At 67.9% G+C, this 13864-nt stretch carries 15 protein-coding genes; 2 read left to right on the top strand and 13 right to left on the bottom strand.

The window, feature by feature from the left end:
* Window positions 1–51: 51 nt before the first annotated feature.
* From FBZ90_RS22715 to FBZ90_RS22675, 9 genes are all read right to left on the bottom strand, one after another.
* Entirely contained in the window at window positions 52–522 is a 471-nt protein-coding gene (locus FBZ90_RS22715) for a helix-turn-helix domain-containing protein (protein ID WP_145735276.1), read from the bottom strand.
* 261 nt (window positions 523–783) lie between these two features.
* Window positions 784–2481, bottom strand: a complete 1698-nt coding sequence (gene lnt, locus FBZ90_RS22710; protein ID WP_145735275.1) for an apolipoprotein N-acyltransferase — start codon at window positions 2479–2481, stop codon at window positions 784–786.
* 29 nt (window positions 2482–2510) lie between these two features.
* Window positions 2511–3437, bottom strand: coding sequence for a hemolysin family protein (locus FBZ90_RS22705; RefSeq protein WP_145735274.1), 927 nt, complete (start codon window positions 3435–3437; stop codon window positions 2511–2513).
* Between the two features lie 3 nt (window positions 3438–3440).
* Window positions 3441–4043, bottom strand: coding sequence for an rRNA maturation RNase YbeY (ybeY, locus tag FBZ90_RS22700; RefSeq protein WP_145735273.1), 603 nt, complete (start codon window positions 4041–4043; stop codon window positions 3441–3443).
* Window positions 4040–5062: a PhoH family protein gene (locus FBZ90_RS22695; RefSeq protein ID WP_145735364.1), complete on the bottom strand. Its 1023-nt coding sequence runs from the start codon at window positions 5060–5062 to the stop codon at window positions 4040–4042. The genes ybeY and FBZ90_RS22695 overlap by 4 nt, the downstream gene beginning before the upstream one ends.
* A 5-nt stretch (window positions 5063–5067) precedes the next feature.
* On the bottom strand, window positions 5068–6504 hold the full coding sequence (gene miaB, locus FBZ90_RS22690) for a tRNA (N6-isopentenyl adenosine(37)-C2)-methylthiotransferase MiaB (protein WP_420872615.1): 1437 nt from the start codon (window positions 6502–6504) through the stop codon (window positions 5068–5070).
* 173 nt (window positions 6505–6677) lie between these two features.
* Entirely contained in the window at window positions 6678–7553 is an 876-nt protein-coding gene (locus FBZ90_RS22685) for a lysophospholipid acyltransferase family protein (protein ID WP_145735272.1), read from the bottom strand.
* 50 nt (window positions 7554–7603) lie between these two features.
* Window positions 7604–8419: a GNAT family N-acetyltransferase gene (locus FBZ90_RS22680; protein ID WP_145735271.1), complete on the bottom strand. Its 816-nt coding sequence runs from the start codon at window positions 8417–8419 to the stop codon at window positions 7604–7606.
* A gap of 531 nt (window positions 8420–8950) precedes the next feature.
* The gene (locus FBZ90_RS22675; protein WP_145735270.1) at window positions 8951–9364 is read right to left on the bottom strand and encodes a Ros/MucR family transcriptional regulator; all 414 of its coding nucleotides are present in this window, start codon (window positions 9362–9364) and stop codon (window positions 8951–8953) included.
* A 132-nt stretch (window positions 9365–9496) separates the two neighbouring features.
* Between FBZ90_RS22675 and FBZ90_RS22670 the strand changes: the two genes are divergently transcribed.
* Window positions 9497–9706 (top strand): sulfurtransferase TusA family protein, encoded by a 210-nt coding sequence (locus tag FBZ90_RS22670; protein ID WP_145735269.1) that lies wholly within the window; start codon window positions 9497–9499, stop codon window positions 9704–9706.
* Between the two features lie 43 nt (window positions 9707–9749).
* Here FBZ90_RS22670 and FBZ90_RS22665 read toward each other — a convergent pair whose 3' ends face one another.
* Window positions 9750–10250: a GNAT family N-acetyltransferase gene (locus tag FBZ90_RS22665; protein ID WP_246130719.1), complete on the bottom strand. Its 501-nt coding sequence runs from the start codon at window positions 10248–10250 to the stop codon at window positions 9750–9752.
* Window positions 10247–11032: a tRNA (adenosine(37)-N6)-threonylcarbamoyltransferase complex dimerization subunit type 1 TsaB gene (gene tsaB / locus FBZ90_RS22660; protein ID WP_145735268.1), complete on the bottom strand. Its 786-nt coding sequence runs from the start codon at window positions 11030–11032 to the stop codon at window positions 10247–10249. The genes FBZ90_RS22665 and tsaB overlap by 4 nt, the downstream gene beginning before the upstream one ends.
* Before the next feature lie 45 nt (window positions 11033–11077).
* Here tsaB and ddpX point away from each other — a divergent pair, with 45 nt between their 5' ends.
* Window positions 11078–11665 carry a D-alanyl-D-alanine dipeptidase gene (gene ddpX / locus FBZ90_RS22655; RefSeq protein ID WP_145735267.1) on the top strand — a complete coding sequence of 196 codons (588 nt, stop codon included), beginning with the start codon at window positions 11078–11080 and terminating at the stop codon, window positions 11663–11665.
* A gap of 9 nt (window positions 11666–11674) precedes the next feature.
* Here ddpX and FBZ90_RS22650 read toward each other — a convergent pair whose 3' ends face one another.
* Both FBZ90_RS22650 and FBZ90_RS22645 read right to left on the bottom strand, forming a co-directional pair.
* Entirely contained in the window at window positions 11675–12265 is a 591-nt protein-coding gene (locus tag FBZ90_RS22650) for a malonic semialdehyde reductase (protein ID WP_145735266.1), read from the bottom strand.
* A 149-nt stretch (window positions 12266–12414) separates the two neighbouring features.
* Window positions 12415–13488 (bottom strand): glucosaminidase domain-containing protein, encoded by a 1074-nt coding sequence (locus FBZ90_RS22645; protein WP_186455996.1) that lies wholly within the window; start codon window positions 13486–13488, stop codon window positions 12415–12417.
* Window positions 13489–13864 lie beyond the last annotated feature (376 nt).

Below are 13864 nucleotides of genomic sequence, written 5' to 3'. Positions count from 1 at the left end.
AGGCGGCGTTTTTCGCAGGCTTCTACAGCGCGGTCAAGAGGCAGGGCCCCATCACGCAACGTCGGCCACAGATTCCACACCGGAATTGGCGACGGCCTTGGTCAGTTCGAACAGGCGCTTGCGCACGGCGGGATCGGAAATGCGGTAGTAGGCGCGGACCAGTTCCAGCGTCTCGCGCTTGGCCATCGGGTCGGCATCGAAGCCCATGTCCGGGGACAGGGCCTCATCCACGACGTCGTTCGGCGTGTCGCCGGCCATGTCGTCGAAGAAGAAGGACACCGGCACGTCCAGCACGCGCGACAGGTCGAACAGGCGCGAGGCACCGATGCGGTTGGCCCCGCGCTCGTACTTCTGCACCTGCTGGAAGGTCAGGCCGATGGCCTCCCCCAGCTTTTCCTGGCTCATGCCCAGCAGGGTGCGGCGCAGGCGCACGCGGCTGCCGACATGGACGTCGATCGGGTTGGGTTTCCCGATCCGAGGCCGCCCACCGGTGGAACGGCGGGCCACAACTGCACTCTCCATGATCCAAATCCTCACGTTACGGATCGATTACGACCCTAAGCCAAGCGCTCCCGGACGGTCAAGGCGCACCGCCTGCATCCCACCGTCCCACTCCCTGGCCCTTGTTCGGTCCGTTGCCCGGAAACCGGGCCTTGCGCGGGGGCGCATGATCCATTCGATCACAGGCCGGCGCCGGATCCCGGTGACAATCGCGGGGTTAAAAACCCCAACGGCGGCGCCACGGGTCCTGGTGCGGCCAATCACGGACTTCCGGCATGGGCATCAAGGGCACTGCCTACCCTGATACAGCCGAAGCGTGAAAAAATAGATAACGCCCATTACGGCCAAGAGTAAAGCGGCCAAGGGGCCATCACCCCATCGGGCATAAGGCGTAGGCTGAATCGTCGGTTCAGGCAGGGGAAGGTCAAGCACCCCGCGCGTCCCCAGCGCCAGGCGGCCCAATTCGCGGCCGTAGGGATCCACCACCGCCGAAATGCCGGTATTGGCGGCCCGCACCAGGGGCAACCCTTCCTCGATGGCGCGCATGGTGGCGATGGCCAGGTGCTGGTGCGGCCCGGCGGTGATGCCGTACCAGGCGTCGTTGGTGACGTTCAGCAGCCAGCGGGGCCGCGCCGGGGGGGAGGCATCTTTTGTCGCACCCCCCTTGGCGGCGTCCCCATTGGGCGCATCCCCTTTGGACGCAACCTTGGTGCCGGCCTCCTGCGCCGTCACCATGCCGGGGAAGATGATCTCGTAACAGATCAGCGGGCTGACCGGCGGCAGGCCGGGCAGGTCCAAGGTGCGGGGCCCCGGCCCCGATCCCAGGATGGAATTGCCCGGCGACACCAGCGCCACCGCCCGCAGGGGCAGCCAGCGGCGCAAAGGGGTGTATTCGCCGAACGGCACTAGGTGGGCCTTGTCGTAATGGTCCAGCACCTGGCCCTGGTCGTTCACCACCACCAGGCTGTTCCAATAAGTGTCGGTGCCGTCCTCGGCCCCAGGCTGGCCCGCCGGCGTCAGCCGTAGGGTGCCCGTAAGGGTCAGGCCGCCCGGCGGCGTCACCTGGCCCACCGCCTTCAGCAGCTCCGGCTCATCCTCCAGCAGGTAGGGCACGGCCGTCTCCGGCCAGATCAGGGTGGTGACGGGGGGCTGCCCCGGGGGCTGCGATTGGCGCGACAGGGCCAGCAGCAGGCGGACATGATCCAGTTCCAGCTGCGCGTTCCACTTGTCGGACTGGGGGATGTTGGGCTGCACCAGGCGCAGCATGACCCCCTGCACCAGCGGCGCCTCGCCCGCCGGCACGCGCGCGATGCCGTAGACGGTCATCAGGGCCACCAGGCCCAGGCCCGCCGCCGGGGCCATCCAGGGACGGCGGCCACCATCGGCCAGCACCGCCGGCAAGCAGGCAGGCAACACCGTCAGCAAGGTCAGACCATAAACCCCGACCAGGGAGGCGACCTGCGCTGGGCCGGGCAGGCCGACCCAGACATAGCCCATCAGGTTCCAGGGAAAGCCGGTGAAGGCATGGCCGCGCGCATATTCCACCACCGTCCACACCACGGCGAACAGCAGGCAGCGGGAGCCACCTCCGATCCGAAAGCGCCGCACCAGGGCCCACCAGGCCAAGGTGCCCGTCCCCACGAACAGGCCCAGCAGGAACGGCAGGCCGGCCACGGCCAAGGGCAGCATGGGCCAGAAACGGGGGAAGACCAGCAGCGCCGCCCCCACCCAGTACAGGCCCAACACGAAATGGCCGAAGGCGAAGGCCAGGCCGGTCCAGAAGGCGGCGGCCGGACGCTCCACCCCATCCAGCAGCCAAATCAGGCCAGGGAAGGCCAACCACAGCACCGGGATGGCGTTCACGGGGGGCATGGCCAGCGTGGCGAGGCCACCCAGCAGGGCGGCCAAGCCCAGGCGGCGCCAACGGCCGCCCTCGCGCAGACGGGTGGCGAGGCGGGCCAGACGGTCGGGCAGACTCACGATGGGAATGGTCTCCGGTTACGGGGGCGTCAGGAACCCGTCGCCAAGGGCTGGTCCTGGCTGGCCGACGCGGGGAGGTTGCGCACGCGCAGCCGCTTGATGCGGCGGGGGTCGGCGTCCACCACCTCGAACTCGATGCCCGAGGGATGGACCAGCGTCTCGCCCCGGCGGGGGATGCGGCCGGCCAGAGAGAAGACCAGGCCGCCCAGGGTGTCGACCTCCTCCCGCTCCTCCTCGTCCAGGACGGGGCCGACGCGGGCCTCGAAATCCTCCAGAGGCAGGCGGGCGTCGGCGATCAGGGTGCCGTCGGGGCGTTCCACGATGCGCGGCTGCACCGCGTCGTCATGTTCGTCCTCGATCTCGCCGACGATCTCCTCCACCAAATCCTCGATGGTCACCAGGCCGTCGATGCCGCCGAACTCGTCCACCACCAGGGCCATGTGCTGGTGCGCCTGGCGCATGTGCAGCAGCAGGTCCAGGACCGGCATGCTGGGCGCCACGATCTGCACCTCACGCACGATGGATTCCAGGTCGAAGGGCCGCTGGTCGGCCACCACCGCCAGGATGTCCTTGATGTGGACCATGCCGATGACATCGTCCAGCGTCTCGCGATAGACCGGCATGCGCGAGTGCGCGTCCTCGGAAAACCGCCGGATCAGATCCGGCAGGCTGATCGAGGCCTCGATGCCCAGGATGTCGGCACGCGGCACCATGATGTCGACCACGGTGCGGCCCCGGAGCTTCAGTATGTTGGCCAGCAGCGTGCGCTCATTGCCGCCCACGGACGTTTCGTCCGCGCTGCTGTCCTCGATCAGCTCTTCGATGGTGTCGCGCAGCGTGGGATCCACGCGCCCGCCCAGGGCAGCCCGCAGCCAGCCCCGGAATTGCTGGGTCAGTGACCCGTGATCTTCGGCCCCGTCTTCACGGGGCGTTCGACTGTCGGAAAGATCGGCCATCGTTTAGCGCGTGGTCTCTTCGCTCTGAGGGTCTTCGCGGGTGGGGCCGGCACCGTCCCGGTAGGGATCGGCTATGCCCATGTCCGCCAGGATCGCCGTCTCCAGCCGTTCCATGGTCTCGGCCTCGGCGTCCTCAATGTGATCATAGCCCAATAAGTGCAGCACGCCATGGATCACAAGGTGGGTCAAGTGGTTGGCGACGGGTTTGTTCTGTTCCGCCGCCTCCGTCATCAAGGTTTCATACGCCAGGATGATGTCGCCCAGCAGATAGGGCGGCCGGTCCATCCCTTCCGGCAGCTCAAATTCCTCGTCCTCATCCTCGTCCTCGTCCCCCAGCATGGGGAAGGACAAGACGTTGGTGGGCTTGTCCTTGCCCCGGTACTGGTGGTTCAGCACGCGCACGGTGGCGTTGTCGGACAGCAGGATGGACACCTCGCCCTCCCCTTCCGGCAGGGCGTCGGCATCCACCGCCAGCGCCCGAACCAGGGCCTTGCGCGCGGCCTTGGTCACCACCTCCTCGACCCCGGGGATGGTGGCTTCCCAGTCACCGGCCTCGACCTCGACGATGATTTCGAGGGCATCGGCCCGGGCGGTGTCCACGGTCATTCCTCGGTCTCCGGTGCCTTGGCCATTTCCGCCGGCCGCTTGCGGCGGGCGTCGGCGCGGTCATAGGCATCGACGATGCGGCCCACCAGCGGATGGCGCACCACGTCGGCGGCGGAGAAATGGACGAAGGCGGCACCCTGCACGCCCTCCAGCACCTCAACCGCCTCGCGCAGGCCGGACTTCACGCCGCCGGGCAAATCCACCTGGCTGAGGTCGCCGGTGATGGCCATGCGGCTGCCCTCGCCCAGGCGGGTCAGGAACATCTTCATCTGCATGGGCGTGGTGTTCTGCGCCTCGTCCAGCACGACGAAGGCGTTGGCCAACGTGCGGCCGCGCATGAACGCCAGGGGCGCCACCTCGATCTCGCCCGAGCCCAGGCGCTTGGCCACCTGCTCCGCCGGCAGCATGTCGTAGAGCGCGTCGTACAGCGGGCGCAGGTAGGGGTCCACCTTCTCGCGCATGTCGCCGGGCAGAAAGCCCAGCTTCTCCCCCGCCTCCACCGCCGGGCGGGACAGGACGATACGGTCCACCCGGCCGGTGATCAGCAGCGACACCGCCTGCGCCATGGCCAGGTAGGTCTTGCCCGTGCCGGCGGGGCCCAGGCCGAACACCAGCTCGTTCTCCGCCAGCGCCTTGAGGTAGGCGGCCTGGGTGGGGGAGCGGGGGGTGATGTCGCGGCGGCGGGTCTTCAGCACCGCCTCGGGCCGGGTGATGGAGGCCAGGGCCCGGCCCCGGCTTTCGGCATCAACCCCGGTGGCGATGCGCATGGCGGCATCCACCTCGGCCGGGCCGACGGGCATGCCCCGCTTCAGCCGTTCCCACAGGGCGTCCAGGGCGGCGCGCGCAGCCCCGGTGGCATCTTCCGGACCGGAGATGGTCAGGCAGTTGCCGCGGCTGATGAGGCTGACCCCCAACTGGCGCTCGATGCGGCTCAGATACTGTTCATGTTCCCCGAACAGCAGGGGAAGCAGGCGATTGTCATCGAACTGCAGGTCGATGCGCTGGTCCGTTCCGGACACGTGGGTCACGCCGTCATCTCCTGATGATTGGCCTTGATGTCGGGGGCGACACCGGACGGGGCGGTTTTGTTCCCCAGAACCGTTTCGGTGGTGACGACCTCGCCGCCCAGGCTGCTGGCCGAGGCGGCGGTGATGCGCACCGGGACCACCTGGCCCAGCAGGCGGTCGGGGGCGGCGGCGTGGACCGCCTGCATGTGGGGGCTGCGGCCCAGCAACTGGCCCGCATGCTTGCCGCGCCGGTCGAACAGCACCTCCTGCACCGTGCCCAGCAGGCTGGCGTTGAAGGCGCGCTGCTGTTCGGCCAGCAGGGTCTGCACCGCCTCCAGCCGTTCCGACTTGTCATCCTCGGTCAAACGCCCCTCCGCCATGGCGGCGGCGGGGGTGCCGGGGCGGGCGCTGTACTTGAAGGAATAGGCGCTGGCGAAGCCGACGTCGGTGATCAGCCGCAGGGTGGCGGCGAAATCCTCCACTGTCTCGCCGGGGAAGCCGACGATGAAGTCGCTGCTAAGCGCCAGGCCCGGCCGGGCGGCGCGCAGCTTGTCGACGATGCGGCGATAATCGTCGGCGGTGTGCTTGCGGTTCATGGCCGCCAGGATGCGATCCGACCCGCTTTGCACCGGCAAATGGACGAAGGGCATGAGCTGCGGCACCTCGCCATGGGCACGGATCAGGTCGTCATCCATGTCCCGGGGGTGGGAGGTGGTGTAGCGGATGCGGGCAAGCCCGTCGATCTCCGCCAGTTCACGGATCAGCCGGCCCAGACCCCAGGTGCCACCGCCGGGACCTTCGCCGTGGTAGGCGTTGACGTTCTGGCCCAGCAGGGTGATTTCCACCGTGCCGTTGGCCACCATGCGCCGCGTCTCTTCCAGGATCTGCGTGGCGGAGCGGGAGTATTCGGCACCGCGCGTATAGGGCACGACGCAGAAGGTGCAGAACTTGTCGCATCCCTCCTGGACGGAGACGAAGGCAGATGGTCCCTGCGGCGTGGCGCCCTCGCCCGGCAGCAGGTCGAATTTGCTTTCCACCGGGAAGTCGGTGTTGATGACACCACCGGCGCCGCGCACGGCCCGGGTGACCATCTCCGGCAGCTGGTGATAGGTCTGCGGGCCGAACACCATGTCGACATGGGGCGCGCGGGCCATGATCTCCGCGCCCTCGGCCTGGGCGACGCAGCCGGCCACGGCGATGATCATGCGCTCACCCTGCGCGGCCTTCTCCTGCTGCTGCAGGCGCAGGCGGCCCAGCTCGGAATAGACCTTCTCCGACGCCTTCTCGCGAATGTGGCAGGTGTTGAGGATGACCATGTCGGCCCCCTCGGCCTCCTCCGCCGGTTCATAGCCCAGCGGCGCCAGGACGTCGGCCATGCGGCCGCTGTCATAGACGTTCATCTGGCAGCCATAGGTCTTGATGAACAGCTTCTTACGCGAGGTCGCCACACCCAACTCCCTGCCCCTGCCGGCCCTTGGCCCGGGAACACCGCACGAACACAAAAGGCGCGCCGGCCCAGGGCTGGCGCGCGGACCGTAACATCGGGCGGCCGGCGGTCGTAGTCAAGGTGGGCATGGGTCAACACAGGGTCCAGCCGGGGCCGTTCCCCTCCGACAAAGCGGCAGGGTCAAGCCATCCCCCTGGCCGCCCCCGTCGCGGCTTCCGGCCCGATACCGGCCGGGGCGGCGGGCCGGGCCACCGGCACCGGACGCGACCAGCGGCCAGCCACGGCGCGGTCCACGCCAGCGGCCACCACCTGCCAGCAATGGTCCGCCAGGGCCTTGCGTGAGCTGAAATCCTCCAGCGACACCACGGGATGGAACTCCACCCGGATGCGCAGGCGGCCGGCACCGATCATCTGCCAGAGGTGGGGCGGCAGCTCCATGTCGCCATACCAGGCGTACAGGGGACGCAGATCATGGCCCAGGGGCAGGTTGTCCAGGTGGGTGCAGACGACGCTGACCGGCTGAACCGCCACGGCACGGCCCTCCACCTGGGTGTTGGCCACGGCGAACAGCGCCGTCTTGAAGGGCAGGACCCGATTGCCGTCGCTGCTGGTGCCCTCGGGGAACAGCACCAGGCTGTCACCGGCGATCAGGCGGCCGGCCATGTCATCGCGCTGCTTGCCCGCCTCGCGCTTGTTGGCGCGGTTGACGAAGACGGTGCGCTGCAGCTTGGCCAGCAGGCCGAACAGCGGCCATAGGCCCACCTCGGACTTGGCCACGAAGGAGCACGGGATGACGGAGCCCAGGACCGGGATGTCCAGGTAGGAGGAATGGTTGGAGACGAACAGCGTCGGCCGGTCCACCGAGGGCTGGCCCACCACGTCCACGTCCAGCGCCAGCATCAGGCGGCAGCACACCCGGTGGTAAAAGCGGGGAAAGCGCGCCTGTCCCGGCAGGTTGAGCGACACCAGGGCCGCCTGCACGGGGATGCACAGGAAGGTCCACGCCATGTAGAGGGCCAGGCGCAGGAAACCGGCACGGGTGGAGCCGATCGCCATGGAATGCCCTCCTCCGGGTGCGAATGAAAACGAATGGGATGCCGGCAGGATCAGATCAACGCCGATCCGCGCCGTTCGTAGTGGCGGAGGTACTTGTCGGTGATCATGTCGGTCTTCACCACGATGGAAACGTCGGTGGTGTTGAACTGGTGATCGACCACGGCGCCGTCGCCCACGAAACCGCCCAGGCGCAGATAGCCCTTGATCAGCGGCGGCACCAGGGCCAGGCCCCGGCGCGCGTCCACGTCATGCTCCGCCATCAGGCGCATGTCGACGTAGCGGTGCGGCAGGGCGACGGGGCGCAGGGCCGGCGGCGCCAGGTGGTGGTAGTGCAGGTAGGACAGCGGCAGGGCCAGCGCCTTGGGATCGGTCCCCGGCAGGCTGGCGCACCCGAACAGCAGGTGGATGTCATAAACCGCGACGTAGGCCGCGATGCCGCGCCACAGCAACTGCATGGCGTGACGGCTGCGGTAAGCCGCATCGACGCACGACCGGCCCAGCTCCAGAATCTCGCCCCGGTACTCCTCCAGCCGCGAGATATCGTATTCATCGCTGGAGTAGAAGGAGCCGGCGCGAGCGGCGGCGGCGCGGCGGATCAGCCGGTAGGTGCCCACGACACCGGCGGCGCCGGCGCCCTGGGCATGGTCGATCACCAGCAGATGATCGCAAAGCGGGTCGAAATCATCGAAATCGCGGCGCAGGCGCGCCATTTCCGGCGTCGCTTGCGCTTCCATCTCTTCGTAGAAGACCCGGTAGCGAATGGCCTGGGCGGCCTCAACCTCGGCCTTCGTCTCGGCCAGGCGGACCTCCAAGCTCCCCATGCGAAGATCGCCAGAGGTCAGAGCGTCGATCGTGATGTCAGCCATGCTCTCGTTCGCGGTCCTTGAGCGGCGCCAGAGGCGGTCGCGATTTGAGTGACGCGTTTCCCGTCCGAAGTCCCGGCCTGTCGAAGCCGGGCTTATGGCCCCCGGAAAAACGCTTCCGCCATTGGCATACCACAAAGCGCGGCGGGGCGGTCAACCGAGTCATGTGCCCCAACCCCACCGGGTCACGAAACATTCACGGGTCTGTTAGGCTGTAGAAATATTCCGGGCGATCTCGCCAGGGATGTGGCGCAGCGACCGGAACCGCGGTGGCGCCGGACGGGCCCCTGGGACGTCCCTGGAGATAGCGAAGGCACCTTAAGTGCCCGATGTCGCTGGATAGAGGACAGGACGGCAGCCCGACCGGCCAGCCGTCACCCCCTTACCCTTCTCCCGTCCCTCAAAGCCTGGAACACCAGCCTTGACGCCGGCATCGAACCGGGCCGCCCGTGTCACGGCGCAGGCCTACCATGCGCGACGGCTATCGGGAGGATTACCCCGGCCGGGGCCGGCCGGATCAGCCACGCACGGGCGTCAGGCGTCACCGCGCGCCCGGGTGCCCAGGCCGATTTCCTTGGCCAAGCGCGAGCGTTGCTTGGCGTAATTCGGCGCCACCATGGGATAGTCCGTCGGCAGCGACCACTTCTCCCGGTATTCCTCGGGCGTCATGTTGTAGGCCGTCTTCAGATGGCGCTTCAGCATTTTCAGCTTTTTCCCATCCTCAAGGCACACAATGTATTCAGGCGTGACCGAGCGCTTGATCGGAACGGCGGGCTGAGGCTTTTCCACGGCCGCCGGCTGGTCCTGGCCGATGTTGGTCAGGGTTTTGTAGACCTGCTCGATCAGCCCGGTCAGATCGGCGGGTGGGACGGTATTATTGGAGACATGGGCGGAAACAATTTCCGTGGTCAGGGACAACAACTCATTCGCCGCGGACGGACCGGTCATTTTCCTTACTCCAAGGATTCAGTACCTGACTTGTATAAGTCTAAACCATAGGCATGGCAATAACGTTCAAGTCCATCGTGCGAGGATAGAGTGACAAGCGAGACAGCTATAATCAGTCTTTTGGATATAACGATGCAAGTTTGCCCTATTACCTTTGTCAGAGCCAAACTTGCGGTCGAAAAGCTGAAGCCGGGTGAAACGCTGGAAATTCGCCTCAACAGCGGTGAGCCGCTGCACAACGTGCCCCGATCCTTGGTTGAACATGGATATACAGTGGAGATGCGTGGACCGGAGCGGATTGACATGCCGGAAGGCGTACATCGCATACGTGTGACGCGGTGAACTCTACCCGCTTTTTTTGTTGCCGCCCGGCAGTCAGCTTATTTTACGCCGTTCCACCTGCGGAGACTTCCCGGCGAAGGAGCATCGCGGCCACGGGCTGGCCGGCGAGGTGGTAGTAATTTGCCCGCCGGCCGACGGGCTCGAAACCGGTGGCGGCGTAAAGGCGGCGGGCTGGCGTGTTGGTTTCCGCCACTTCCAAATAAAGGGCGGCGGCCCCGGCCGAGGCGGCCCTGTCGACGCAGGCCTGAACCAGGGCGGCGCCCAACCCCCGGCCTCTGGCATCCGGGATAACCCCGATGGTCAGTATCTCCGCCTCATCCACCACCGTGCGGATCAGGGCCATGCCCAAGGGCAAGCCCGGTGGTTGATCGCCATCCAGGATCATGAGGGCGGCCACGCCCGGCAGACTGAGAAGGTCGGCGATGGCCTGGGCCGACCAGGCCGGCCCGGCGACAGTCGCGTCAGCGAAGCACAGGGCATGCACCGCCGCCAGCACCTCAACCTCCGCCGCCAGTGCCGGGCGGACATGCCAGGAGGACGTCATCGTCCGGCCCCGGGCGGGGCCACCGTGACGTCGGGCGCTCGGATGTACAGGGGGTTGGCCGGGTGGGCCGCCAGCATCGCCGGGGTGGCCATCGCCGCCAGGCGCGCCACCGCCAGCGCCGGCCCCTCCGGGGCCAGGGCGGCGACGGTGTGGTCACAGCCCGCAGCGGCCAGGACGGCGGCCACCGCCGGCGCGGCATCGCCCAGCAGCACGGGCGGACCGGCGAAGCGGGCGGCGAAGGCCGGCACGTCGGCCGGCAACACGGCCTCCGGCGGGGACAGCGCGCGCCCTGCGGGATCGAACGCCTGCAGGTAAAAATCCTCGCGCCGGCTGTCGATGGCGACCAACAGGGGGGCGGGGGCGGACCAGCCAGCCGGCACAAGGGGGCCGCCCAGGCCATGAACGGCGGCGTGGGCGAAGGCCTCCAGCCCGGTGATCCCCATCAGCGGGCGACCGGACGCCAGCGCCAGGCCCCGCGCCGCCGCCAAGCCGACGCGCAGGCCGGTGAAGGCGCCGGGGCCGATGGTGACGCCATGGCGGTCGATGGCGGCGTAGTCCAGGCCAGCCTGGGCCAACACCTCCCCCACCAGGGGCAGAAGCCGCTCCGCCTGGCCCCGGGACAGGGGCTCGGCCCGTGCCGCCAGGGCCTCGGAGTGTCCCGTGGCCGGATCGAAACGCCACAGCGCCACGGCGCAGACGCTGGTGGCGGTGTCGATGCCCAATGCTATCGTGGGGCCGTCGGCCGGCGCGCCGGTGCTGGATTGGCCGCTCGATTGGCCCATATGGCGGTTTCCCTAAAACAGTCCCAAGCAAGGCAGCAGACGACCATGGCGCCCACCGGCCAGCCGCGTTTCGTGACCATCGCCCCGGAGATGGGGTTCGACGTCGACCTGGACCTTCGCTATGCCACGGCGGACAACCTGACGGGAAGCCCCCTGTACGCGCGTCCGGCCTGCCTGCTGCACCCGGAGGCGGCCGAGCGTCTAGGCCGCGCCGTGATTCGCGCCGGCGCGCTGGGCTTGCGGCTGCGGGTGTTCGATGCCTACCGCCCGCCCCAGACGCAATGGGCGCTGTGGCGCGCCCTGCCGGATCCGGTGTTCATCGCGGACCCGCGGTCAGGGTCCAACCACACGCGGGGGGTGGCCGTGGACCTGACCCTGGCCCAGGCCGACGGAACGCCACTGGAAATGGGGACGGGCTTCGACGACATGAGCCCGCAGGCGCATCACGGGGATGACACGGTCAGCCCGGCGGCCCAGCGCAACCGGGCCCTGCTGCTGGGCATCATGGCCGTGGCGGGCTGGACGCATTATCCGGCGGAGTGGTGGCATTACCAGTTGCCGGACGCCCACCTCTACCCGCTGGTGGACGACGGCGCCCTGGGCCCAAGGCTGGCAGCCTCGGCCCAGGGCTGACAGGAACGCTCAAACGATGCTGCACGCCTCTTCGAACGCCAGGCGAGGCAGGCGCGGGAAAACCTTGGACGGATCGCCGTAGCCCAGATTGCACAGGAAGTTGGACTTCACCGTGCCCCCGGGGAAGAACTCGGCATCCACCTTGGCGTTGTCGAAGCCGGACATGGGCCCGCAATCCAGCCCCAGGGAGCGGGCGGCCAGTATGAGATAGGCGCCCTGAAGGGTGCCGTTGCGGAAGGCCGTGGTGCGGGCCAATTCCTCGCTGCTGGTGAACCACGACCGGGCGTCGGCGTGGGGGAACAGGCGGGGAAGCTGCTCATAGAATTCCAGGTCATGGCCGATGATGGCGGTGACCGGCGCCGTCATCGTCTTTTCCGTGTTGTTGCCGGACAGGGCGGGCTTCAGCCGCTGCTTGCCTTCCGGGCTGGTCACGAAGACGACGCGGGCGGGACTGGCGTTGGCGCTGGTTGGCCCGAACTTGAACAGGTCGTACAGCTCACGCAGCAGGGCCTCGGGCACCGGCTTGTCCAGCCAGCCGTTCTGGGTGCGGGCGGTGCGGAACAGCAGGTCCTTGCCTGCCTCGCTCAGGGGTTCGCTCATGGGTATGGTTTTCCTGCCTGGTGATCGTCCGGGTTGGCCCCGGACGATGCCGGGGATCGGTGGCGCCAACACTGCCGGTCCGGCGCCACCGGGAAAATCAAGAAACCATCAAGAGCGCCGGGTGGCCACGATAAGCTGGGCCGTGACCGTTAGCTGGCGCGTTTGACCTGCACCACGATCTGCTGCGGTTCGTTATGCAGCACCGCTTGATCGAAATCGCGCAGATTGTTGCTACGGATAAGGGAACGCACCGCCTTCACGTACACCGGCCCCAGCTCCGAATACTTGTCCAGCGTGTTGAGCAGCAGCAGGGTGTCCAGCGGCTTGCCCTGCTTACGCAGGGTGGCGCGGGTGGCCCGGAACTGCGCGTAGGCGTCATGCGTGTTCAGGTTCTGCATGTAGACGCGCACGCACTCCAGCAGATCCTCGAACTTGCGGAAGCGGGAGGTGTCACCGGGATGGCGGTTGCGCGGGGTGATGCCCTCCTTCTCCTCCTCCGACCAGGTCAGCTGGCCGAACAGGGCGTTGCCGTGCTGGGCGAAGCGGGAGGTGCCCCAGCCGCTTTCCTCCGCCGCCTGGGCCAGCGCCATGGACACCGGCACCACGTCCACCCGGCGCAGCAGGGCGTCCAGGTCGATCTTGCGGGTGGGGTCCATGCCGTAGCGGGCGGCCAGGCGGGCCACCCACACCTGATCCAGCGGCGACAGGGCTGCGCCAGCAGGGGCAGCAGCAGCCGTGGCCGGGACGGCCTCAGCGGCACCATGAGGGGCCACGCCCGGTGCCGGGGTATGGATGGCGGCCGCCACGACCTTTCCCCCCACCGGTGCATCCACCGGAGCAGCGGCGGCGACGTTGGCGTTGACGGACACGGCGGCCGGGCCACCGGCCTTGGCGGCATCGGCCGGTATGCCCTTCATGCTGTCGCGCAGGGCGGTCAGGCGGGCGCGGTCACGCTCGATCTCCTCGTTCACCAGCAGCACCAGGGGCAGCATGGTGTTCACGAAGATCTGCTTGCGATCATCGACGCTGTCCATCTTGCCCAGGTCACGGGGCAGGCCGGCCAGCACGATGCGCGGCACGGGACGCTCGCCCGTACGCACCTCATCCAACGTGAAATTCTTTTCCTTGAACAGGGCCAGCAGGTTCTGCGCGTCCAGCTTGGGCTGGACGGCGGCGGGTTGCTGCGGTGCCTGGGCCAAGACCGGAGGGGTCGGGCGCGTCACGGGGACAATGAAACCGGTGGGGGCCAGAAGCGGACCGCTTCCGGACGCCAGCTCAGCGAGGGTTAACGGGAACACCGCGAAAACCATCACGAGCACGGAACCAATAGCCAGCCAGCGCTGCGCGGGAATCCCCGCAGTGTCGACCTTCGCCATTAATGAATGCTCCGAACAGTTACCGAGGAACGTCCAGACGCCCGCCCCATCGATCGCGTCCACAGCTTAGGGACATAGGGCGACCGGGGTACGCGTCCATGGGACGTTTTTGCTGCCGGAAATCAAATCCGGGATAATCCGTTCAGCCATGCCCAATGGGCCCGCCACTATGTGGGCCATTCTCCAGGCCGGCATGGCTGGACGGGAACTTACACCCGGGTGG

The sequence above is a fragment of the Nitrospirillum pindoramense genome (genome assembly GCF_007827955.1).
In the GTDB taxonomy this organism is placed as follows: domain Bacteria; phylum Pseudomonadota; class Alphaproteobacteria; order Azospirillales; family Azospirillaceae; genus Nitrospirillum; species Nitrospirillum amazonense_B.
The sequence above is the reverse complement of the archived record's forward strand: the minus strand, read 5'-3'. Positions and strand labels throughout refer to the sequence as shown.